Origin of the sequence: Mycolicibacter sinensis (assembly GCF_001667945.1) — a bacterium.
GTDB classification, from domain to species: Bacteria; Actinomycetota; Actinomycetes; order Mycobacteriales; family Mycobacteriaceae; genus Mycobacterium; species Mycobacterium sinense_B.
Window position 1 is genome coordinate 1 of record NZ_LZJK01000085.1, and the last position, 21,155, is coordinate 21,155.

Sequence of the window (21,155 nt, forward strand, 5' to 3'; positions counted from 1 at the left end):
CCGGAAGTCGTGGTGATCAGCACGTCGATGTGGTCATACTCGGCCGACGCCACCTGCACCAGGTTGGCGACCTGGTCGTCGTCGGTGATGTCGGCCGGCACCGCCAGTGCCCGCCGCCCGGTGGCGGTGACCTCTTTAGCCACCTCCTCGAGACGATCCGCACTGCGGGCCACCAGCACCAGGTCGGCACCGTCGGCCGCGAATCGGTGCGCCAGGGTACTGCCCAGCCCAGGTCCCACCCCGCTGATCACCACGACTTTGCCGTCGAGCATTCCCGTCATCTTCACCCCAGCATCCTGTTAGCGATTTGCCGCTGGCGCTGCGCGATACGCGCCCGCCAGCCGTCTTGCGCGATCTTGTTGTGGTCGTAGTAAGGCAGTATCGCCGGCACCGAGTCGACATCGACGAGTTCGACGGTCGGTCCGTCGGCCTCGGTCAGCTGTCGCGACACCCGCTGCCAGCGGAACTGCAGGAAACCGCGGCGATGACCCAGGGTCTCGACCCAGTTGGTGACGCCGGGGTTGGTGTCAGACACCACGATCCGGATCTTGCCGTCCGGATCCGCTTGCGCCTGCGTGCCGTTCAGGGAGGTCTGGTGGTTGATGTAGTCCAGCGAGATGTACCACAGGCTGCCCAACTGGAAGCCCAGGTAGGGCGCATCGGTCACCGGCAGGGTGATCAGCAGTGCCTCGTTGGGCTGCAACTCGTAGTGCCCGGCCGAGGAGTACTGGGTGGCCAGCCCGCCGGGGGTGAGCCGCGGCGCCACCATGGTGTTGACCGGGAGGTTGAGATAGAACCACTGGGGAAACGCCAGCCAGGTCTTGACCCGGTTGATCAGTTGCTTTCCCGCTGCCGCATAGCGCTTCTCGATGAGTTCGCGGGTCAGGGGCGGCGGCGCGGTGCCCTCAGTGTCGGCCCGGGCGATCGAGAGTGTGCCACGCTGGGCGTCCCAGTCGTTGTAGACCTCGCGGATCACCAGTTGCGCCGGCGTCTTCGGCTGGAAGCGCCAGGTGAAGCTGCCGTCGGCGGCGACGTCGAGTTCGCGGTCATCGAACGCCGCTTCGCTGGCCGGAACGTTGTCATCGGTGTATTCGCCGCCGAGCAGCTGGAAGCTCAGGTCAGTCGTGGTCCCGCGCCGGCCGGTGACGACATAGTCGTTGCCAGGCCGCACGACGGTGCCGAAGTACAGCGTGTCGGGATTGTCCAGGCCCATCTTGGTGAACGGTCCGGTGCCCGACAGCAGGAACGGATGATCGCGTTCGGAGTTGAATGCGGCATGCACGCACGCTTCGACACCGCCGGCCAGGTACTGCAGACCTTCCAGCAGGTCTGCTTCGGTGTCGATGTGGGCAGCGGCGGCAACCAGCTTCTCCGCCTCGGCGATCGCGGCCGAAAGGGGTTCGGAGTACGTCGAGGACATCTCAGTAGCACCTCGCTGACAGTCGAGCGGTTCAATATTGGACCACATTGGTAGATATCTCGAACCGAGGTTAAACCGTCGGGGTAGCATGCTGCAATGCCGGAAGCCCAACAATCCGTTCGGTCGTCTCCGCCGACCGAGCGGGTGGTGAGTGTCCTGGACTTTCTGGCCTGTCACCCCGACCAGCGCTTCGGCCTGTCCGAGCTGGCCCGCCGGACCGGCCTGTCCAAGCCGACCTGTCTGGGGATCGCCACCACCCTGACCGATGCCGGCTACCTGATCCGTGACGATGCGGACAAGGCCTACCGGTTGGGGCCGGCCCTGATCTCCCTGGGCCGCGCCGCCCAGCAGTCGCTGCGGGTCGGCCCGGAGGCGCGCGAGGAACTGCGCCGACTCGCCCATGATTTCGCGACGTCCGCGGCATTGAGCGCGGTGGTCGAGGACCGGATCACGGTGCTGGAGCTGGTCGCGGCACCCAACGCGCATCTGGGGGTACAGGCCGGCCAGAGTTATCCGTTTGCGCCGCCGGTGGGGCTGATGTTCGTGCTCTGGGACGATGCTGCCCTGCAGGACTGGCTGGCCCGGCAACCCACGATCCCGCTGCGTGCTGAGAGCGAGCGTCTCGCGCGCGTCGTCGCCGAATGCCGGGCCGACGGTTATCTGGTCGAGCGGCTGACGCCGGGCGGGCAGCGGCTCTACGCCCTGATGGCCGGCCTGTCCAGCGAGCTGCCCGACGAGCTGCGGGCCTTATTGGGCGAACTGGTGTCGGCGATCGGCGAGCGGGTGTACCTGCGCGGCGAAGCCGGCGGCCGGGGGCGCCACGACATCAGCGTGATCTCGGCGCCGGTCTACGACCATCATCAGCGCCAGGCGATGGTCGTGTCGCTGCACGCCCAGCGGGCCCTGACCGACACCGAGATCAGCAAGTGGGCCCGCGGACTGCTGCGGACCGCCGAGGCGCTCACCGCGCAACTCGGCGGGACCAAGCCGACGCTAGATTCGGCGTCATGACGTTGACCGTCGCCGATCAACTGGAGCTGTCCGGCCTCGTGCACCGCTATGCCGGGTATGTCGACGCCCGTCGGTTCGACGAGCTCGCCGAATTGTTCACCGCCGATACGGAGCTGATCCTGCCGAAGCCGCCGGAGCACCTGGAGCCGTGCCTGCGCCACAATGGCCACGCCGGCGTGCACGCCGCGATGGCCGCCCTGGCCGGAGTGGCCAAAACCCACCACGGCATCGTCGGCGAGTTCTACACCGGCGCCGGCGATGTGGCGACCGGTGCCATCACCGGTGTGGCGCACCACTGGATCTCCCATGATGGCCAGTTCACCGACCACGTCTGGTATCTGCGCTACAGCGACGTCTACCGCCGCGGTGAGCAGGGCTGGCGGATTGCGGTGCGCACCCTGTCCATCGACGCCATCGAGACCCGCCCGGCCCGCCAGGTGCGATCATGACCAGACCCCAGATCTCAATGCAGCTGCGGACTTTCACCGAGGATCCCGGACACGACTGGGACAGCACACTCGCACTCGGGCGGGCGATGGACGTCGCCGGGGTGGATCGTGTCGTGGTCTCCGACCATGTGGTGTTCGGCGAGAACCCGGACGCCTACGCCGACCCCCGCCTTGGCGGGATCGTCGGCGGGCGACAGCCGACCGGTCCCGACGGCCAGTGGCTGGACCCGTTGATCGTGTTGACCGCGCTGGCCGCGACCACCACCCGGATCCGGCTCGGCACCGCGGTGCTGCTGGCCGCGCTACGCCGGCCGGCGGTGTTGGCCAAACAGTTGGCCACACTGGATGTGCTGTCCGGCGGGCGACTCGACCTCGGTGTGGGTGTCGGCTGGCAGCGCGAGGAGTATGAGGCCGCCGGCCTGGCCTTCGAGCGGCGCGGCCGGCTGCTGGATCACACCCTGGAGGTGTGCCAGACGCTTTGGACCCACCAACGGAGCAGCTATACCTCGCCGGAGTTGTCGTTCGAGAACATCCACCAGATGCCCAAACCCGTTCAACCCGGCGGGGTTCCGATCTGGGTCAGTGGCACCGTCAACGATGCGGTGGCACGCCGGCTGGCCCGGTTCGGCTCCGGCTGGATCCCGTGGGGTCCGGCGATCCAGGATCCGGCCGGCGCCATTGCGGCGATGAAGGATCGCATCGCCGGTCTCGGTGGCGATCCGACCGGGCTACAGGTGCTGGGTCACGCGAAAACCGTCAAACGCGCCGACGGTTCCGTGGACACCGCGGCCACCGCGGCGTCGGCGCCGGCGCTGGTGGCTGCCGGCGTCACCGATGTGCGGGTCACCTGCTCACTGCCACGCGACGCCGGCCGGGCAACGGAACTGCTGAGTGAACTCGTCGAGGCGTTTCGCGCCGCAACCGATTAGGAGACAGCCGTGGAAAAAGTGGTGATCATCGCGCGCACAACGGATTCCAGCGACGAATGGTGCCAGAGGTTGCGCGGGCCGGTCGCCGACGAACTGCTGGCGCTGGGGCTACCGGGGCTGGCGATCAACGTCCGCGACGAGCCGGTGCGCGACGCCATGATGACCCTGACCACGCTGGACCCGCCGGCCGGCGCAGTGGTCAGCCTGTGGACTGAGCAGTATTACGGGAAGCAGGCCCGCGCCGCCATCGGGCTGATCGCCGCCGAGTCCGACTCGGCGGCAGCGTATCTGGTGACCGAATCGACGCCGATGCCGCCACCAGACGCCGGCAACGGCGCACGCACGCCAGGCCTGGCAAACGTGGCGCTGTTACGCCGCCCCGCCGACCTGGACCACGAGACCTGGCTGCACCGCTGGCACATCGACCACACCCAGGTCGCGATCGACACGCAGGCGACCTTCGGCTACACCCAGAACGTCGTGGTGCGCGCGCTCACCGACGACGCGCCCCCGATCGACGGCATCGTCGAGGAACTGTTCCCCGACGCGGCGGTGTCGGATCCCTACGCGTTCTACGGCGCGGCCGACGAAGCCGATCTCACCGACCGGGTGGGCCGGATGATCGCCAGTGTCAGCGCGTTCGGGGCGCACCAGAACATCGACACGGTCCCGACCAGCCGCTACGTGTTCCGGTCCCCGTTTGTCACACGCACTGCTGGGAGAGTGTGATCAGCGCCTGCCGCACGTTGGGGTGCCGCTCCAGATAAGCCAGCACCGGGTTCGGGGCGCCGGGGTCTTCCTGGCGTCCCTTCTCGTCCAGTTCGGCCCGGACGTCCGGGTGCCGGTTCAGGTAGGAGTCGATGGACTCGCCGACGGTTTGATCGCACGGTGCCGCGGTGGCCACCGGTGCCAGTAGCCCGGCCACGCTCAGTAGTCCGACCGCGATCGCTCGAGTAATGCCGCTCATCACTCGACGGTACCTGCGCGCTCAGTTCACGCTGGCCAGCGCGAAGGGCAGCACCTGTGGGGCGCCCGCGGCGCGCAGCACCCGGGCCGCCATCGTCAGCGTCCAGCCGGTGTCGGCCACGTCGTCGACGAGCAGCACCGGGCCGACGCCCGCCGGCAGGTCGGCGGGCGGCTGCCAGCAGCCGTGCAGGGCGGCGACCCGGTAGGCCGAGTTCGCTGCGGTACTCGCTCGCCGGCCCGGCGCGTAGCGCAGCGTGTCCAGCCGGGTCAGCCGGCCCAGCTCGGCCAGCCGGTCGACCAGCGACTCGATCAGCTTCGGGTGGGTGCCCGAATCCAGGCCCACCACCGCGGTCGGCCTGGTCTGCCAGTCCCAGCCCGCCAGCACCGCCACCGCCGCACGCACCACCTCGTCGGGAACCTGCTGATCCGGCTCGTCGAGCAGCCGCCGCAGCCGGGCCCCCCAGCCCAGGTCGGTGAGTCGGCCGATAACCCGGCCCGGCTCCGGCCCGTCGGTGATCCGCCCGGACAGATCGACGCCGAGTTTGCCCAGACCGGAGGGCCACTGGCGGCGCGGGGTGAGCTCAACCCCGGGACGCATCAGCCGCTCCCGGGTGGCCGCGGCGGCGGCCGCATCCACCTCGGCGTCGAACCGCGGCCCGGCGCAGTTGTCGCACCGCCCGCAGCGTTCCCCGGCGCTCAGCTGTGGGTCGTTGAGCTGGGCCCGCAGGAAGCTCATCCGGCACTCGCCGGTGCGCTGATAGTCGAGCATGGCCTGCTGTTCGGCGCGGCGCAGCTCTGCGAGGTTGCGGTAGCGCTGCTCGTCGTAAAGCCACGGTTTGCCGGTGCCCAGCCAGCCGCCTTTGACCCGGCGCACCGCGCCGTCGACGTCGAGGACTTTGAGCACCATCTCCAGTCGCGAGCGATTCAAGTCCACCAGCGGTTCCAGGGCCGGCGTCGACAACGGCCGTTCACCGGAGAGTTCGCCGAGCACCTTGCGCACCACCGCTTCGGGCGGGAACGCCAGCGACGCGAAGTAACGCCAGATGTCCTGATCCTCCGGGCCGGGCAGCAGGATGACCTCCGCGCTGGCCGTGGAGCGCCCCGCTCGCCCCACCTGCTGGTAGTAGGCGATCGGTGAGGACGGCGCGCCCAGGTGGATGACGAATCCCAGGTCGGGTTTGTCGAACCCCATGCCCAGCGCCGACGTGGCGATCAGCGCTTTGACCCGGTTGGCCAATAGGTCGGCCTCGAGCTGTTCCCGGTCGGCCGCTTCGGTGGAACCGGTGTAGGCGGCCACCGCGAACCCCTGCGCACGCAGGTCGGCGGCCACATCGTGGGCCTGGGCCACCGTAAGCGTGTAGACGATCCCGGATCCGGGCAGCTTCTCCAGGTGCGCGCCGATCCAGGCGGCACGCTGCGCCGGACCACCGGCGTGCACCACCGAGAGCCGCAGCGACTCCCGGTCCAGGCCGCCACGCAGCACCAGCGTGTCGTGGTCGTTCGGGCCACCCATGCCGAGTTGGCCGGCGACGTCGTCGACCACCCGGTCGTTGGCGGTCGCGGTGGTCGCCAACACCGGAACTCCCGCGCCCAGGTCGGCGATCAGGGTGCGGATGCGCCGGTAGTCCGGCCGGAAATCGTGGCCCCAGTCCGAGACGCAGTGGGCCTCGTCGACCACCACCAGCCCGGCCCGGGCCGCCAGCGCGGGCAGCACGTCGTCGCGGAAATCGGGGTTGTTGAGCCGTTCGGGACTGACCAGCAGTACATCGAGGTCGCCGGCGCCGATCCTGGCCTGCACCTCGGCCCACTCGGTCATGTTCGACGAGTTGATGGTGGCGGCGTGCACCCCGGCGCGCTCGGCGGCGGCGACCTGGTTGCGCATCAACGCCAGCAGCGGTGACACGATGACCGTCGGCCCATCGCCGCGCTGCCGCAGCAGCTTGGCCGCGATGAAATACACCGCCGATTTGCCCCACCCGGTGCGCTGCACCACCAGTGCGCGCCGGCGCCCCACCACCAGCGCCTCGATTGCCGTCCACTGGTCGTCACGCAGCCGCGCCTGCGGTCCGGCCAGCTGTTCCAGGATCGCCTGGGCGTCGGCGCGTGTGGTCGAGTTGGTCACGGCCCCATCGTGCCGGACCACCCCGACAGCTGCTTACTTCGCGGCCCGCTCTCGTTGGATCTCTAGTGCGATGTCGATGAGTTGGTCTTCTTGGCCGCCGATGAGTTTGCGTTGGCCGGCGCGGTGCAGCAGTTCGTGGGCGGGCACGCCGTAGCGTTCGCCTTGGCGTACGGCGTGTTTGAGGAAGCTGGAGTACACCCCGGAGTAGCCCATGATCAGCGCGTTGCGGTCCAGCACGCACTCGGCGGGCATGGCGGGGCGTACCACGTCCTCGGCGGCATCGGCGATGTCGAAGAAGTCGATGCCGGTCTTGATCCCGACCTTGTCGAACACCCCGATCAACGCCTCCACCGGGGCGTTGCCCGCACCGGCGCCGAACCGGCGCACCGAGCCGTCGATCTGCTTGGCACCGGCGCGCACCGCCTCCAGGGAGTTGGCGACGCCGAGCCCAAGGTTCTCATGACCGTGAAAGCCCACCTGGGCGTCATCGCCGAGTTCGGCGACCAACGCAGCCACCCGATCCCGCACCCCTTCGAGCACCAGCGCCCCGGCCGAATCCACCACATACACGCACTGGCAGCCCGCATCGGCCATGATGCGGGCCTGGCCGGCCAGCTTCTCCGGGGACACGGTGTGGGCCATCATCAAAAACCCGACCGTCTCCAGCCCGAGGTCACGGGCCAGCCCGAAGTGCTGGATGGACACATCGGCCTCGGTGCAGTGGGTGGCGATCCGGCAGATCTGACCGCCGTTGCCCTGCGCGGTCTTCATGTCGTCCTTGGTCGCCACCCCGGGCAGCATCAAAAACGCGATCTTGGCGTCCTTGGCGGTCCGCGCCGCCAACGCGATCAGCTCCTGATCCGGGGTCTTGGAAAACCCATAGTTGAAGCTCGAGCCACCCAGGCCATCACCGTGGGTGACCTCGATGACCGGCACCCCGGCCGCGTCAATCGCCGCAACGATCGCCGCGACCTCCTCGGCACTGAACTGGTGACGCTTGTGATGGGAGCCGTCCCGCAAGCTGGTGTCGGTGATCCGTACATCGAAAATGTGATCAGACATAGTCCCTACGCTCCTGCGGCCTTGGCGGTCGCCATCTCACGGGCGATCTCCTCACCCACCTTGGTGGCCGCCGCCGTCATGATGTCCAGATTGCCCGCATACGGGGGCAGGTAATCGCCGGCACCCTCGACCTCCACGAAGGTGGTGACCACCGCCCGTCCGCCGGAGTTCAGCGACGGCGCGTCGAACTGCGGCTCGTTGAGCAACCGATAACCCGGCACATAAGACTGCACCTGAGCCACCACCTCCTTGATGGATGCGGTGATCGCGGCGTGGTCGGCGTCCTCGGGGATCTGGCAGAAAATGGTGTCGCGCATGATCATCGGCGGATCGGCCGGATTCAAAATGATGATCGCCTTGCCCTGCTGCGCCCCACCGATGGTCTCCACCCCCCGCGACGTGGTCTTGGTGAACTCATCGATATTGGCCCGCGTGCCCGGCCCCGCCGACACCGACGCCACCGACGCCACGATCTCCGCATACGGCACGCTGCCGCCCTGCTCGGCCACCGCCCGAGTCACCGCATACACGATCGGGATGGTGGCCTGCCCCCCGCAAGTGATCATGTTGACGTTCGGGGCGCCCACATGCTCATGCAGATTCGCCGGCGGGATCACCGCCGGACCCACCGCCGCCGGCGTCAAGTCAATCGCCCGGATCCCCGCCGCCTCATACTTAGGCGCATACGCCTTATGCACATACGCGCTGGTGGCCTCAAAAACAAAGTCCGGCAACTCATTCTGGGCCAACAACCAATCCGCCCCCTCGGCAGAGGTCTCCAAACCCAACTTGCGCGCCCGAGCCAAACCCTCCGACTCCGGATCGATACCGATCATCCACCGCGGCTCGAGCCACTCCGAACGCAACAACTTGTACAACAGATCGGTACTGATATTGCCCGACCCGACGATCGCGACTGACGCTTTGTCGGCCATGAGCGCTCCTCTACTCGAAAACCAGCCGGACCGAACCCAGCCCGGAGAAATCGGCGACGCAGTCGTCGCCGGCGTGCACGTCGATGGCCCGGGTCGCGGTGCCCGGCAGCACGATGTCGCCGGCCTTCAACCGCACCCCGAAGCTCTCCACCTTGCGAGCCAACCAGGCCACCGCGGTGACCGGGTTGCCCAGCACCGCGTCACTGCGGCCCTCGGCGACCACTTCGCCGTTCTTGGTCAGCGAGGCGTCAATGGCCCGGATATCGATGTCGCCCGGCTTGACCCGCTGCTTGCCGAGGACGAAACCGGCCGAGGAGGCGTTGTCGGCGATGGTGTCGCAGAGTTTGATCTTCCAGTCGGTGATCCGGCTGTCGATCAACTCGATCGCCGGGGCGAACGCCTCGGTCGCGGCCAGCACGTGCTCCTCGGTGCAGTCTGCGCCCGGCAGATCCTCGGCCAGGATGAACGCCACTTCGACCTCGACCCGCGGGTACAGGTAGTTCGCCGCTTTGACCGGGGTGTCCTCGAACACCTGCATCTCGTTGAGCAGGTGCCCGTAATCCGGCTCGTCGACGCCCATCATCTGCTGCATCGCCTCGCTGGACAGCCCGACCTTGTGCCCGACCACCCGAGCGCCCTCGGCGATCCGCTGGCGGATGTTGATCAGCTGGATCTCGTAGGCGTCGACCACGTCGATGTCCGGGTGCGCCGCGGTCAACGGCGAGATCGGGACCCGGCTGCGCTCGGCTTGCGCCAACTCGGCGGCGAGTTCGTCGCGGATCTGGGCGCTGAGCATCTTCGAAGAGTCCCCTCGGGTGTCGTGCGGGTGAAACCGAGCCGCTGGCCAAAATTCTATAACGTGTTCTAACTTTTGGCTCGGGCGGTCCGGTAGCGACGGAGGGCCGGCGGCATGTTCGCCGCCGGCCCCCGCCGTAGCCGTGAGCTAGGACTGGCCGAGGTAGTCGACCTGCCAGTGCTTGATCCCGTTGAGCCAGCCCGAGCGTAGCCGCTTGGGGCTTTCCAGCGGCTTGAGGTCCGGGATGTGGTCGGCGATGGCGTTGAACATCAGCCCGATGGTCATCCGGGCCAGGTGGGTGCCGATGCAGTAGTGCGCCCCGGTGCCGCCGAAGCCGACGTGCGGGTTGGGGTCGCGCAGGATGTTGAACTGCTGCGGGTTGTCGAAGACCTCCGGGTCGAAGTTGGCGGCGCGGTAGAACATCACCACCCGCTGGCCCTTCTTGATCAGGGTGCCGTTGAGCTCGTGGTCACAGGTGGCGGTGCGCTGGAATGAGGTCACCGGGGTGGCCCAGCGCACCACCTCGTCGGCGGTGGTCTCCGGGCGCTCCTTTTTGAACAGCTCCCACTGGTCGGGATTCTCGGTGAAGGCCATCATGCCCTGGGTGATCGAGTTGCGGGTCGTCTCGCTGCCGGCCACCGCCAGCAGGATGATGAAGTAGCCCAGCTCGTCGTCGTTGAGTTTCTCGCCGTCGATGTCGGCCTCGATCAGCGTGGTGACGATGTCGTTGCCGGGGTTCTGCCGCTTCTGCTCGGCCAGCTGCAGCCCGTAGGTGATGATCTCCATCGCCGAGGCCGCGGGGTCATAGTGGGCGTACTCCGGGTCGTCGTAGGACGTCATCTGATTGGTCCACTCGAACAACTTGCCGCGGTCCTCCTGCGGCACCCCCATCAGGCCGGCGATCGCCTGCAGCGGCAGCTCGGAGGCCACCTCCACCACGAAGTCACCGGTGCCGCGGGCCTGCGCCTCCTTGGCGATGGCCTGGGCGCGCTGCTCGAGCTGGTCGCGCAGCGGCAGGATGTGGCGCGGGGTGAAACCGCGCGAGATGATCCGGCGCTGGCGGGTGTGATGTGGGGCGTCCTGGTTGAGCATCAGGATGCGCTGCGCATCGATCGCCTCGCGCTGGATGTCGTCGTTGAACCGCGGAATGGCGGTGTTGATCTCGCTGGAGAAGATGCTGTCGAGCCGCGAGACCTCTTTGACGTCCTCGTGCCGGGTGATCGCCCAGTAGCCGCCGTCATTGAAGCCACCGACCCCGTCCGGTTGCTCGATCCACTTGATCGGCTCGCTGGTACGCAGCTGGGCCAGCTCCTCGTCCGGAATCCGCTCGGCGTAGATCTCCGGATCGGTCGGGTCGAACCCGGCGGGCAGGTTGGGGGCGGAAGGGACAGTGGGGCTGGCCACGCTGATACTCCTAACTCAGGGCACGTGAAAGCACGATGCATGCTCGTGCCAGTAAAACATGCCTCCGCCGCAGACGAAAGGCGGGAACGCGTCCTCGCCGGTAGTTAAAATGAAACACGTTCTACTGAGCGGAAGCGGGCTTCCGGGTGGCCGTGACAGCGAAACCGCCAGCCAACTGGCGCCCGGGCGGGGCAATTCTATAACGTGTTCTACATGGCCGAACAGGAGTACGACGTCGTCGTGGTCGGAAGCGGCGGCGCCGGGATGGTTGCCGCCCTGACCGCCGCCCACCGGGGACTGTCAACGATCGTCATCGAGAAAGCCGCCCACTACGGCGGTTCGACCGCCCGCTCCGGCGGCGGCGTGTGGATTCCCAACAACGAGGTGCTCCAGCGCGCCGGTGTCAAGGACACTCCCGAAGCCGCCCGTACCTACCTGCACACCATCGTCGGTGACGTGGTACCGGCCGAGAAGATCGACACCTACCTGCAGCGCGGCCCGGAGATGCTGTCGTTCGTGCTGAAGCACTCACCGCTGAAGATGTGCTGGGTTCCCGGTTACGCCGACTACTACCCCGAGCAGCCGGGCGGCAAGCCCACCGGCCGCTCGATCGAGCCGAAGCCGTTCAATGCCAAGAAACTCGGCGCCGACATGGCCGGCCTGGAACCGGCTTACGGCAAGGTGCCACTGAATGTCGTTGTGATGCAGCAGGACTATGTCCGGCTCAACCAGCTCAAGCGCCACCCCCGCGGGGTGCTGCGCAGCCTGAAGGTGGGGCTGCGCACCATGTGGGCCCAGGCCACCGGCAAGAACCTGGTCGGCATGGGGCGCGCCTTGATCGCCCCGCTGCGGATCGGCCTGCGCAACGCCGGCGTTCCGGTGGAACTGAACACCGCGCTGACCGACCTCTACGTCGAAGACGGCGTGGTCCGCGGCGTCTACGTCCGCGACACCAATGCGTCGGAGACCACTGAGCCGCGGCTGATCCGGGCGCGACGCGGGGTCATCCTGGCCAGCGGCGGATTCGAGCACAACGAGCAGATGCGGGTGAAGTACCAGCGCGCTCCGATCACCACCGAGTGGACCGTGGGAGCCAAGGCCAACACCGGCGAGGGCATCCTGGCCGGTGAGAAACTCGGTGCTGCACTGGACATCATGGAGGACTCCTGGTGGGGGCCGACGGTGCCGCTGCCGGGTTCGCCGTGGTTCGCACTGTCGGAGCGCAACTCGCCCGGGTCGATCATCGTGAACATGGCCGGCAAGCGGTTCATGAACGAGTCGATGCCCTACGTCGAGGCGTGCCACCACATGTACGGCGGTCAGTACGGGCAGGGTCCGGGTCCCGGCGAGAACATCCCGGCCTGGCTGGTGTTCGACCAGCGCTACCGCAACAACTACATCTTCGCGGGATTGCAGCCCGGGCAACGCATCCCGAAGAAGTGGCTGGAGTCCGGCGTGATCGTCACCGCCGACACCCTCGAAGAACTGGCCGGCAAGACCGGGGTACCGGCCGCGGCGTTGACCGCGACCGTCGAGCGGTTCAACGAGTTCGCCCGTACCGGCGTCGACGAGGACTTCCACCGCGGCCAGAGCGCCTACGACCGCTACTACGGCGACCCGACCAATAAGCCGAACCCGAACCTGGGACCGATCGCGCAGGGCCCGTTCTATGCGGCCAAGATGGTTCCCGGCGATCTGGGCACCAAGGGCGGGATCCGCACCGATGTGCGCGGACGGGCGCTGCGCGACGACAACAGCGTCATCGAGGGGCTCTACGCCGCGGGCAACGTGAGCGCCCCGGTCATGGGCCACACCTACCCGGGGCCCGGCGGCACCATCGGACCCGCCATGACCTTCGGTTACCTGGCCGCACTCGATATCGCCGACTCACCGGCTGGGAGGGCCTAGACATGCCAATCGATCTCGATGTCGCCCGGGGCGCGGAGTTCGGCCGGGTCGAATTCTCCTGGACCGCAACCAATGTGCAGCTCTACAACCTGGCACTGGGTGCGGGGTCGGACCCGATGGACCCGCGTGAGCTGAGCTACGTCGTCGACGGGACCCCCCAGGTGCTGCCGACGTTCGGCTGCGTCGCGGCGTCCTTCAACGATGTCGACCCACCCAAGGTCAGCTGGCCGGGCGTCGAGATCGACCTGGCCAAGATCTTGCATGCCTCCGAGAAGGTGATCGTTCCGGCACCGCTACCGCCGGCCGGCAGCGCGCGGGCGGTCAGCCGAATCGTCGATGTCTGGGACAAGGGCAAAGCCGCCGTCGTCGTACTCGAGACGACCGTCACCAGCACCGACGGAACGCCGCTGTGGACGCAGCAGCGGTCCATCTTCGCCCGGGGCGAGGGCGGTTTCGGCGGTGAGCGCGGCCCGGCGTCGTCTTCCGAACGTCCCGACCGCGCACCGGATTTCGAAGTCGACATCCCGGTGGCACCGCAGCAGGCACTGCTGTACCGGCTCTGCGGCGACCGCAACCCGCTGCACTCGGACCCGAAGTTCGCCGCCGCGGCGGGCTTCGACCGGCCGATCCTGCACGGGCTGTGCACCTACGGCATGACCTGCAAGGCCGCGGTGGACACCGTGCTCGGCGGCGACGCGGGCGCGGTGCGCTCCTTCGGCGCGCGGTTCGCCGGAGTCGTCTTCCCGGGCGAGACCCTGCGCGCCCACCTCTGGAAAGAGGACGGCCGGCTGATCGGCAACGTGGTCGCGCCCTCGCGCGACGATGCCGCTGTGCTGAGCGACGTGGAGTTGGTCTCGGCGTAGCGACGCCACCCGGCGACGTTCGTCGTCGCGATCCGTAGAGCTGCGCGCCCTCGTCGCGGGCCTTTATTGAAAATGATTGTCATCTTCGCTAAGGTCTGCGTCGTGAAGCGACGAGCGAGGACGGCCCGGTGACGGCTCCGGTGTGGATGGCCTCGCCACCGGAGGTGCATTCGGCGGCCTTGGCCAGTGGACCCGGCCCGGCGGCGCTGTTGTCGGCTGCCGGCGCATGGTCTTCGCTGAGCCTGGAGTACACCGCGATCGCCGAGGCGTTGCGGGCCTTGCTCGGCGCTGCCCAGGGGGCATGGCAGGGGCCCAGTGCGGAACGCTATGTCGCCGCGCATGTTCCGTACCTGGCATGGCTGTCCACGGCCAGCGCCGACAGCGCCGCGCTGGCGGCGCAGCACGAGACGGTGGCCGCCGCCTACGTCAGCGCGCTGGCGGCCATGCCCACGATGCCCGAACTGGCGGCCAACCACGCGATGCACGGGGTCCTGGTCGCCACGAATTTCTTTGGCGTCAATACCATTCCGATCGCGCTCAACGAGGCCGACTACGTGCGGATGTGGGTGCAGGCCGCCACCACCATGGCCACCTACGAAGCGGTGTCCGGGGCGGCGCTCGCGTCCGCCCCCCGCCCCGCCGCGGCACCACCGATCGTGCTGCAGGAGAAGGCCGATCACGACCACGATCACGATCACGACCACGACCACGACCACGACGGGATCCACGATGGCGAGTTGGATCCCTCCGATCCCGAGTGGTGGAAGGACTTCTTCGGTGAGCTCGGCGAATACGCCGACACCATCCTCACCGATCTGCTGACCGATCCGGCGGCGCTGCTGACCGATCTGCCGTTCATCCTGGCCGACCTGACCTTCCACGCCAGCCAGATCGCCTCGACGCTGAGCCAATTCGCGCCCGCCCTGCTGCAACCCGCGCTGGGCCTGGTGATCGGCAACCTGGGATGGGCGGCCGGCCTGGCCGGACTGGCCGGCATTCAGCCCGGCCCGGCCGGTCTCGTCGCCGAGGGCCCGACCGCTGCCGAGCCGCTGGCCTGGCCGGGTGCCGCCAACCCGTCCACCACCGTCGCCAACACCGCCACGACGCCGGCCACGACGCCGGCGTCGATATCGGCCCCGACGAGCAGCGCAGCGCCCGCCTCGGCACCGCCGTCGGCTCCCCCGGCCGGCGGCAGCCCGGGGTTCTTCCCGCCGTACGTGATCGGGCCCGCCGGTACCGTCGGCCAGTCGAGTGCCAAGGCCCGCCGCTATGCCGCCAAGAAGGCGCCGAATCCGGATGACGCCGTTGAGGCGGCGGCCGCGGCCGCACGGGATCGGAATCGGGTCAAGTCCCGCCGGCGCCGACATGCCCGTGATGAGGCCAACGAGTTCGCCGACCTGGAGGTCACCAGCGTCTCGACGAGTGGGGCCGGTGCCCTGGGCTTCGCCGGGGCGCAAGCCCAACCGGATAGGACTGCTGCGGCAGGGCTGACGACATTGGCCGCTGACGGCTTCGGCGGCGGGCCGACGGTACCGCTCCTACCCGAAAGCTGGGACGAGACCAACGACGGTTGAGCGGCTCGGCCGAGCGTGAAGTTGGCTTCACCTTCGACCCCCAGCGTGAAACTAACTTCACGCTCGGCGGGCACGGGCGGCACGCACGCGACGGATGATGTCGCCTTCCCGGTCGCCCGCCAGCACTCGGACGACGATCCATCCGCAGCGCTGAAGTCGCTCATGACGCTTGGCGTCCTTGCGCCAGCGAATGGGATCCGTCCGATGCATGTCCCCGTCGTACTCGGCGGCGACTTTCAGCTCCGGCCAGCCCATATCCAGGAATGCGAACGGCTTCCAACCGCCGTCGTACACCGCGATCTGGGTGTGCGGTCGAGGCAAGCCGGCCCGGATGAGGGTGACCCGCAGCCAGCTTTCCTTCGGCGACTCCGCGCCGGCGTCGACCAGATCCAGCGACTCGCGTGCACGCACGATCCCGCGTCGTCCGCCGCAACGATCCATAATCCGTTGGACATCAACATCTTTGAAGCGACTGGCGCGAGCCAGCGCATCCAATCCCGCGACCGCTTCGGCGGGCCGATACCAGCAGGCCAGGTCCACGGCGGTGCGCGCCGGTGTGGTGACCGGAACTCCACCGATGACCTGGATCTCATCGAGCCGCAGCTCATCGCCGCGGATCACCAGGCCGGGAAGACGGTGCCGGTTGTCGTGGATGAGTTCGGCGGGCCTGTCGGCGTCTACCCACTCACTGCCGTGCAGAGCCGACGCGGAGAAGCCGGCGACCACACCTTGCCGCTTTGACCAGAGCCACGCCGCTCTGGCCCGGTCGACCGCGCTGATCTCGACGTCCCTGTGCAGATATACGTCACGAAACACCCGGACGTGGCCGGTGACCAGTTGCCCTGGTGTCACCAATCCGGCGTCGAGCGACTCACTGCCGATGAACGGATCTGCCACGGCGGCAGCGTCGCACCCGGGCCGCCAATCGTCATTTCACCCGCCCGAAGTTATCCACACCCTGCCGAACGTGAAGGTAGCTTCACGCTCGACCCCTGAGCGTGAAGCCAACTTCACGTTCGGCGAGAAGGGGTCAACCCAGGATCAGGCCCGACGTGGGCACGCCGGTGCCGGCGGTGACCAGCACGTGCTCGACGCCCTCGACCTGGTTGACCGACGTGCCGCGCAGCTGGCGCACCCCTTCGGCGATGCCGTTCATGCCGTGCACGTAGGCCTCGCCGAGTTGGCCGCCGTGGGTGTTGATCGGCAGCCGGCCGCCCAGCTCGATCGCCCCGCCGGCGATGAAGTCCTTGGCCTCCCCCTTACCGCAGAAACCCAGCTCCTCCAACTGGATCAGCGTGTACGGGGTGAAGTGGTCGTAGAGCACCGCGGTCTGGATGTCGGCCGGTGTCAGTCCGGACTGCGCCCACAACTGCTTGCCCACCAGGCCCATCTCGGGCAGCCCGAGCTCCTCGCGGTAGTAGGAGTACATGGTGAACTGGTCGGCGCCGGCGCCCTGCGCGGCCGCTTCGATGACCGCCGGACGGTGCTTGAGGTCGCGTGCCCGCTCGGGGGTGGTCACCACGATGGCCACCCCGCCGTCGGTCTCCTGGCAGCAGTCCAGCAGCCGCAGCGGCTCGGCGATCCAGCGCGAGTTCTGGTGATCCTCGATGGTGATCGGCTTGCCGTAGAAGTGGGCCTTGGGGTTGGTCGCCGCGTGCTTGCGGTCGGCGACCGATACCACACCGAAATCTGCACTGGTGGCCCCGTATTCGTGCATGTAGCGCTGGGCGATCATCGCCACCGACGCGGCGGGGGTGCTCAGGCCGTGCGGGTAGGACCAGCTGTACTCCACGCCACGGGAATCGGCGTTGACGGTCAGCCCGGTCATCACCTGGCCGAACCGGAATTCCGAGCGCTCGTTGAAAGCGCGGTAGGCCACCACGACTTCGGCCACCCCGGTCGCCACCGCCATGGCCGCCTGCTGCACGGTGGCCGCCGCGGCACCGCCGCCGTAACCGATCTGGGAGAAGAACGTCAGCTCACCGATGCCGGTAGCGCGCGCGACGGCGGTCTCCAGATTGGAGTCCATGGTGAAGGTCACCAACCCGTCGACGTCGGCCGGCGTCAGGCCCGCGTCGTCGAGCGCGTCGAGCACCGCCTCGGCGGCCAGGCGCAGTTCGCTGCGCCCGGATTCCTTGGAGAAGTCGGTTGCGCCGATCCCGGCGATGGCCGCCTTACCGGACAACATCACGCCTCCCCGATGGTCAGTGTGGCCGTGGCGATGACATGGTCGCCCAGGCTGTTGTTACCAACGACTTTCACCGTGACCAGGCCGTCCTCCACCGCGGTCACCTCACCGCTGAAGGTGACGGTGTCGTAGGCGTACCACGGCACGCCCAGTCGCAGCGCGATCGAGCGGATCACCGCGTTGGATCCGGCCCAGTCGGTGAGGTAACGCTGCACCAGGCCGGTGTCGGTGAGAATGTTGACGAAGATGTCCTTGGACCCCTTGGCCTGAGCCTTGTCCCGGTCGTGGTGCACGTCCTGGTAATCGCGGGTGGCGATCGCCGTGGAGACGATGAATGTCGGGTCGCCGTAGATCTTCAGTTCGGGCAGTGTGGTGCCCACTTCCACGGTCGGAGCGCTCATGCCCCGCCTCCTTCCACAGGCTCCCATGCATACAAGCTCCAGGCCGGACCGGCGTCACTGGCAGGGAAGTCGAGATAGGTTGCGCGAACCGGCATTCCGATCTTCACCGCAGCGGCGTCGACGCCGCGCAGCTCACCGAGCATCCGCACGCCCTGCTCGAGCTCGACCAGCGCGATCACAAACGGACATGCTCGGCCGGGGACTTTCGGGGCGTGGTGCACCACGTAGCTGAACACCGTTCCCTTACCGCTGGAAACGACGTAGTCGGTGGTCTCGGTCTTGTCCTTCCAGACCGCCGGCACCGGCGGGTGCTGCAGGCTGCCATCCGGACGGCGCTGGATGCGCAGCTCGTGGGCGGCCACCCCCTCCCAGAAGTACTGGGAATCCCTCGACCATGAGGGGCGCATCATCTTGTCCGGCTCGAGATCCTCGGGCACCGCGACGGACTCGGCGCGGTCTTTCGGCAGGAACTTCAAGATGCGCCAGTTCATGTCGGCGACATTCTCTTCGCCGACCCACCAGCGGATTTTCTGGGTGACGAAGTACCCCTCACCCAAGCCGGTCTGCTTGGGTCCCACGATGTCGGTCACCTCGGCGGTGACACTGACCTCTTCGCCCGGCCGCAGGTAGCGGTGGTAGGTCTGCTCGCAGTTGGTGGCCACCACGCCGACATAGCCTGCGCCGTCGAACAATTCCATGACCTTGCCGAGCGGGTCGTCTGCGGGACGCTCCCCGCCCAGGCCCATCATGGTCCACACCTGGATCATCGCCGGCGGAGCGACGATTCCGGGGTGGCCGGCCGCCTTGGCAGCCGCCTCGTCGATGTAGATCGGGTTCTTGTCGCCGATCGCATCAACCCAGTGCCGAATCATCGGCTGGTTCACCGGGTCCCGACCGGACCGTGGCTTGCTGCGGCCGGCCGCCAATATCTGCTCGATCCCCGAGCTCAGCTCGTTCATCGTGGCACCCGCGGAACCTTGAGACCTGAGGCGGCGATCATCTCGCGCATCACCTCGTTGACCCCACCGCCGAACGTGATGACCAGGTTGCGTTTGGCCTGCACATCCAGCCAGCGCAGCAGCTCGGCGGTGGCCGGGTCGGCCGGGTTGCCGTAGCAGCCGACGATCTCCTCGGCCAACCGGCCGGCGTACTGGATCCGCTCGGTGCCAAAGACTTTGGTGGCTGCCGCGTCGGCGACATCGATGATCTCGCCGGCCGCAGCGACCTGCCAGTTGAGCAACTCGTTGATGCGGAACATGGCGTGGATCTCGCCGAGGCCGCGCTTGACCGCCTCGTGGGAGATCGGGGTCACCCCGTCGCTGCCGGGCTTGGTGGCCCAGGCGTGCACCTTGTCGTAGATGGCGCCGAACCGGCCGGCCGGACCGAGCATCACGCGCTCGTTGTTGAGCTGGGTGGTGATCAGCTTCCAGCCGCCGTTCTCCTCGCCGACCAGCATGTCGACGGGCACCCGAACGTCGTTGTAGTAGGTCGCGTTGGTGTGATGCGCGCCATCGGACAGGATCATCGGTGTCCAGGAGTAACCCGGGTCCTTGGTGTCGACGATGAGGATCGAGATCCCCTTGTGCTTCACCGCGGTCGGGTCGGTGCGCACCGCCAGCCAGATGTAGTCGGCGTCGTGCGCGCCGGTGGTGAACACCTTCTGACCGTTGACGATGTAGTGGTCACCGTCGCGCACCGCGGTGGTGCGCAACGACGCCAGGTCGGTGCCGGCTTCCGGTTCGGTGTAGCCGATCGCGAAATGCACTTCCCCGGCCAGGATCGCCGGCAGGAACTTCTTCTTCTGCGCCTCGTTGCCATACACCTGCAAGGTCGGACCGACCGTCTGCAGCGTCACGGCCGGCAGCGGGATGTCGGCGCGCTGCGCCTCGTTGACGAAGATCTGCTGCTCGATCGGACCGAAGCCCAGGCCGCCGAACTCCTTGGGCCAGCCCACCCCGAGCTTGCCGTCGCGGCCCATCCGCCGGATCACGTCACGGTAGGCCTGGTTGTGCCGGTCGACGGCCATCGCCTTTTCCTCATCAGGGGTGATGAGGTTGGCGAAGTATTCCCGTAGTTCGGCTTGCAGCTTGCGCTGCTCGGGGGTCAGATCGACGAACATTGTGCTCCCACCAGGTCGAGACGGTGCGACCGTCCGCCCAGCAGGCGGTTCAGGTCCTTGATCGTGGAGTAGTAGCGGTCCATCGGGTAGTCCACGTCCATACCCATCCCGCCGTGCAGGTGATGGCAGAGTTGCATCACCGGGGGCGCCTGCGAGGTGATCCAGTAGCCGAGCACCCCGAGGTCGTCGGTGGCGTCGAGGCCGTTGGCCAGCCGCCACACCACCGACGTCGCCGCCAAGGTGATGGTGCGCGAGACGATGTAGACCTCGGACAGTTGCGCGGCCACCGTCTGGAAGGTCGACAGCGGTCGGCCGAATTGCTCACGGCTGCCGACGTAGTCGGCGGTCAGCCGCAGCGCACCGGCCACCAATCCGGAGGCGTAGGCGCCGATCATGGCCAGCGCCAATTGGTTCACCCGATGCACCGAGGCGCCGTCGAGCACGGTGTCGACCTCGGCGTCGTCGAAGACGACCGTGTACTCGTCGCTGTGGTTGGCCGTCGGGGTCTTGTTCAGCGTCACCCCGGCCGCCGTCGGTGAGATCACCGCAACACCGGAATCAGCGGTGACCAGCATCCACTCGGCCTGCTCGGCGAAGGGCACCCCGATCTTGGTGCCGGACAAGCGATTACCGGTCAGCGTGACTGCGGGCTGCTCGGGGAGCGCGGCGGCCGGCTCGTCGAGCGCGGCGGTCAGCACCGCCCCTTTGGCCACGCCGGCCAGGTAGCGGTCCTGCTCGCCCTCGCTGGCCAGTTCCAGCAGCGGCACCAGGCCGAACCCGAGGGTGGCCAGTGCGGGGCTGACGGTCCCGTGCCGACCGATCTCGGTGAGCGCCGTGGCGACTTCCGACAAGCCGACCCCGTCACCGCCGAGCCGCTCCGGCACCGCGAGAGCGGTCACGCCGCCGGCGACCAGCGCCTCCCAGCTGTTGTCCCGGTCGAGCACCGACGTGACGACGTCGGCGACTGCCTGCTGTTCCGGATCTGGACTGAAGTCCACCGAATCTCCT

General features: G+C 67.9%; 21 protein-coding genes. 7 read left to right on the plus strand and 14 right to left on the minus strand.

Annotated features, from left to right (window positions below):
• A partial coding sequence (locus A5694_RS12000; RefSeq protein ID WP_234787919.1) for an SDR family NAD(P)-dependent oxidoreductase occupies positions 1–281 on the minus strand: 281 nt, incomplete at its 3' end.
• A gap of 2 nt (positions 282–283) precedes the next feature.
• Entirely contained in the window at positions 284–1,420 is a 1,137-nt protein-coding gene (locus tag A5694_RS12005; protein WP_064922066.1) for a hypothetical protein, read from the minus strand.
• A gap of 96 nt (positions 1,421–1,516) precedes the next feature.
• Between A5694_RS12005 and A5694_RS12010 the strand changes: the two genes are divergently transcribed.
• From A5694_RS12010 to A5694_RS12025, 4 genes are read left to right on the plus strand one after another with little or no spacing between them, the layout of a single operon-like run.
• Positions 1,517–2,431: an IclR family transcriptional regulator gene (locus A5694_RS12010; protein WP_064922067.1), complete on the plus strand. Its 915-nt coding sequence runs from the start codon at positions 1,517–1,519 to the stop codon at positions 2,429–2,431.
• Positions 2,428–2,880: a nuclear transport factor 2 family protein gene (locus A5694_RS12015; RefSeq protein ID WP_064922068.1), complete on the plus strand. Its 453-nt coding sequence runs from the start codon at positions 2,428–2,430 to the stop codon at positions 2,878–2,880. The genes A5694_RS12010 and A5694_RS12015 overlap by 4 nt, the downstream gene beginning before the upstream one ends.
• Positions 2,877–3,809: a TIGR03619 family F420-dependent LLM class oxidoreductase gene (locus A5694_RS12020; RefSeq protein WP_064922069.1), complete on the plus strand. Its 933-nt coding sequence runs from the start codon at positions 2,877–2,879 to the stop codon at positions 3,807–3,809. The genes A5694_RS12015 and A5694_RS12020 overlap by 4 nt, the downstream gene beginning before the upstream one ends.
• A 9-nt stretch (positions 3,810–3,818) precedes the next feature.
• The gene (locus tag A5694_RS12025) at positions 3,819–4,538 is read left to right on the plus strand and encodes an EthD domain-containing protein (RefSeq protein WP_064922070.1); all 720 of its coding nucleotides are present in this window, start codon (positions 3,819–3,821) and stop codon (positions 4,536–4,538) included.
• On the opposite strand, the gene A5694_RS12030 is transcribed toward A5694_RS12025, so the two are convergent.
• From A5694_RS12030 to A5694_RS12055, 6 genes are all read right to left on the minus strand, one after another.
• Positions 4,513–4,776: a heme-binding protein gene (locus tag A5694_RS12030; RefSeq protein WP_064922071.1), complete on the minus strand. Its 264-nt coding sequence runs from the start codon at positions 4,774–4,776 to the stop codon at positions 4,513–4,515. The two genes, A5694_RS12025 and A5694_RS12030, sit on opposite strands and share 26 nt — an antisense overlap.
• Before the next feature lie 21 nt (positions 4,777–4,797).
• Positions 4,798–6,897 carry a RecQ family ATP-dependent DNA helicase gene (locus tag A5694_RS12035; RefSeq protein WP_064922113.1) on the minus strand — a complete coding sequence of 700 codons (2,100 nt, stop codon included), beginning with the start codon at positions 6,895–6,897 and terminating at the stop codon, positions 4,798–4,800.
• A 33-nt stretch (positions 6,898–6,930) separates the two neighbouring features.
• Complete coding sequence (gene dmpG / locus A5694_RS12040) at positions 6,931–7,959, minus strand: 4-hydroxy-2-oxovalerate aldolase (RefSeq protein WP_064922072.1); 1,029 nt, start codon at positions 7,957–7,959, stop codon at positions 6,931–6,933.
• Positions 7,960–7,964: 5 nt separating this feature from the next.
• Positions 7,965–8,894 (minus strand): acetaldehyde dehydrogenase (acetylating), encoded by a 930-nt coding sequence (locus A5694_RS12045; RefSeq protein ID WP_064922073.1) that lies wholly within the window; start codon positions 8,892–8,894, stop codon positions 7,965–7,967.
• Positions 8,895–8,904: 10 nt separating this feature from the next.
• Positions 8,905–9,690: a 2-keto-4-pentenoate hydratase gene (locus tag A5694_RS12050; RefSeq protein WP_064922074.1), complete on the minus strand. Its 786-nt coding sequence runs from the start codon at positions 9,688–9,690 to the stop codon at positions 8,905–8,907.
• 147 nt (positions 9,691–9,837) lie between these two features.
• Positions 9,838–11,094: a cytochrome P450 gene (locus tag A5694_RS12055; RefSeq protein ID WP_082952635.1), complete on the minus strand. Its 1,257-nt coding sequence runs from the start codon at positions 11,092–11,094 to the stop codon at positions 9,838–9,840.
• Between the two features lie 204 nt (positions 11,095–11,298).
• On the opposite strand from A5694_RS12055, the gene kstD reads away from it, so the two are divergent.
• From kstD to A5694_RS12070, 3 genes are all read left to right on the plus strand, one after another.
• Positions 11,299–13,002, plus strand: coding sequence for a 3-oxosteroid 1-dehydrogenase (gene kstD, locus A5694_RS12060; RefSeq protein ID WP_064922076.1), 1,704 nt, complete (start codon positions 11,299–11,301; stop codon positions 13,000–13,002).
• A gap of 2 nt (positions 13,003–13,004) precedes the next feature.
• Complete coding sequence (locus A5694_RS12065) at positions 13,005–13,865, plus strand: MaoC/PaaZ C-terminal domain-containing protein (protein ID WP_064922077.1); 861 nt, start codon at positions 13,005–13,007, stop codon at positions 13,863–13,865.
• A 146-nt stretch (positions 13,866–14,011) separates the two neighbouring features.
• A complete protein-coding gene (locus A5694_RS12070; protein WP_064922114.1) occupies positions 14,012–15,439 on the plus strand; it encodes a PPE family protein in 1,428 nt (475 codons plus the stop codon).
• Between the two features lie 57 nt (positions 15,440–15,496).
• Here the strand turns inward: A5694_RS12070 and A5694_RS12075 are convergent, their stop codons facing one another.
• From A5694_RS12075 to A5694_RS12100, 6 genes are all read right to left on the minus strand, one after another.
• Positions 15,497–16,336 carry a hypothetical protein gene (locus A5694_RS12075; RefSeq protein WP_064922078.1) on the minus strand — a complete coding sequence of 280 codons (840 nt, stop codon included), beginning with the start codon at positions 16,334–16,336 and terminating at the stop codon, positions 15,497–15,499.
• 133 nt (positions 16,337–16,469) lie between these two features.
• The gene (locus A5694_RS12080; protein WP_064922079.1) at positions 16,470–17,627 is read right to left on the minus strand and encodes a lipid-transfer protein; all 1,158 of its coding nucleotides are present in this window, start codon (positions 17,625–17,627) and stop codon (positions 16,470–16,472) included.
• Positions 17,627–18,028: a MaoC family dehydratase gene (locus A5694_RS12085; RefSeq protein WP_064922080.1), complete on the minus strand. Its 402-nt coding sequence runs from the start codon at positions 18,026–18,028 to the stop codon at positions 17,627–17,629. Before A5694_RS12085 ends, A5694_RS12080 begins: the two co-directional genes overlap by 1 nt.
• Positions 18,025–18,987 carry a bifunctional MaoC family dehydratase N-terminal/OB-fold nucleic acid binding domain-containing protein gene (locus A5694_RS12090; RefSeq protein WP_064922081.1) on the minus strand — a complete coding sequence of 321 codons (963 nt, stop codon included), beginning with the start codon at positions 18,985–18,987 and terminating at the stop codon, positions 18,025–18,027. Before A5694_RS12090 ends, A5694_RS12085 begins: the two co-directional genes overlap by 4 nt.
• The gene (fadE29, locus tag A5694_RS12095) at positions 18,984–20,147 is read right to left on the minus strand and encodes an acyl-CoA dehydrogenase FadE29 (RefSeq protein WP_064922082.1); all 1,164 of its coding nucleotides are present in this window, start codon (positions 20,145–20,147) and stop codon (positions 18,984–18,986) included. Before fadE29 ends, A5694_RS12090 begins: the two co-directional genes overlap by 4 nt.
• Positions 20,132–21,145, minus strand: a complete 1,014-nt coding sequence (locus tag A5694_RS12100; protein ID WP_064922083.1) for an acyl-CoA dehydrogenase family protein — start codon at positions 21,143–21,145, stop codon at positions 20,132–20,134. Before A5694_RS12100 ends, fadE29 begins: the two co-directional genes overlap by 16 nt.
• Positions 21,146–21,155 lie beyond the last annotated feature (10 nt).

What these genes read in the sequence shown, in the direction of transcription:
- A5694_RS12005 (WP_064922066.1), bottom strand. Translation starts at nt 1,420, where the DNA reads ATGTCCTCGACGTACTCCGAACCCCTTTCGGCCGCGATCGCCGAGGCG.
- A5694_RS12010 (WP_064922067.1), top strand. Translation starts at nt 1,517, where the DNA reads ATGCCGGAAGCCCAACAATCCGTTCGGTCGTCTCCGCCGACCGAGCGG.
- A5694_RS12015 (WP_064922068.1), top strand. Translation starts at nt 2,428, where the DNA reads ATGACGTTGACCGTCGCCGATCAACTGGAGCTGTCCGGCCTCGTGCAC.
- A5694_RS12020 (WP_064922069.1), top strand. Translation starts at nt 2,877, where the DNA reads ATGACCAGACCCCAGATCTCAATGCAGCTGCGGACTTTCACCGAGGAT.
- A5694_RS12030 (WP_064922071.1), bottom strand. Translation starts at nt 4,776, where the DNA reads ATGAGCGGCATTACTCGAGCGATCGCGGTCGGACTACTGAGCGTGGCC.
- dmpG (WP_064922072.1), bottom strand. Translation starts at nt 7,959, where the DNA reads ATGTCTGATCACATTTTCGATGTACGGATCACCGACACCAGCTTGCGG.
- A5694_RS12045 (WP_064922073.1), bottom strand. Translation starts at nt 8,894, where the DNA reads ATGGCCGACAAAGCGTCAGTCGCGATCGTCGGGTCGGGCAATATCAGT.
- A5694_RS12050 (WP_064922074.1), bottom strand. Translation starts at nt 9,690, where the DNA reads ATGCTCAGCGCCCAGATCCGCGACGAACTCGCCGCCGAGTTGGCGCAA.
- A5694_RS12065 (WP_064922077.1), top strand. Translation starts at nt 13,005, where the DNA reads ATGCCAATCGATCTCGATGTCGCCCGGGGCGCGGAGTTCGGCCGGGTC.
- A5694_RS12070 (WP_064922114.1), top strand. Translation starts at nt 14,012, where the DNA reads ATGGCCTCGCCACCGGAGGTGCATTCGGCGGCCTTGGCCAGTGGACCC.
- A5694_RS12080 (WP_064922079.1), bottom strand. Translation starts at nt 17,627, where the DNA reads ATGTTGTCCGGTAAGGCGGCCATCGCCGGGATCGGCGCAACCGACTTC.
- A5694_RS12085 (WP_064922080.1), bottom strand. Translation starts at nt 18,028, where the DNA reads ATGAGCGCTCCGACCGTGGAAGTGGGCACCACACTGCCCGAACTGAAG.
- A5694_RS12090 (WP_064922081.1), bottom strand. Translation starts at nt 18,987, where the DNA reads ATGAACGAGCTGAGCTCGGGGATCGAGCAGATATTGGCGGCCGGCCGC.
- fadE29 (WP_064922082.1), bottom strand. Translation starts at nt 20,147, where the DNA reads ATGTTCGTCGATCTGACCCCCGAGCAGCGCAAGCTGCAAGCCGAACTA.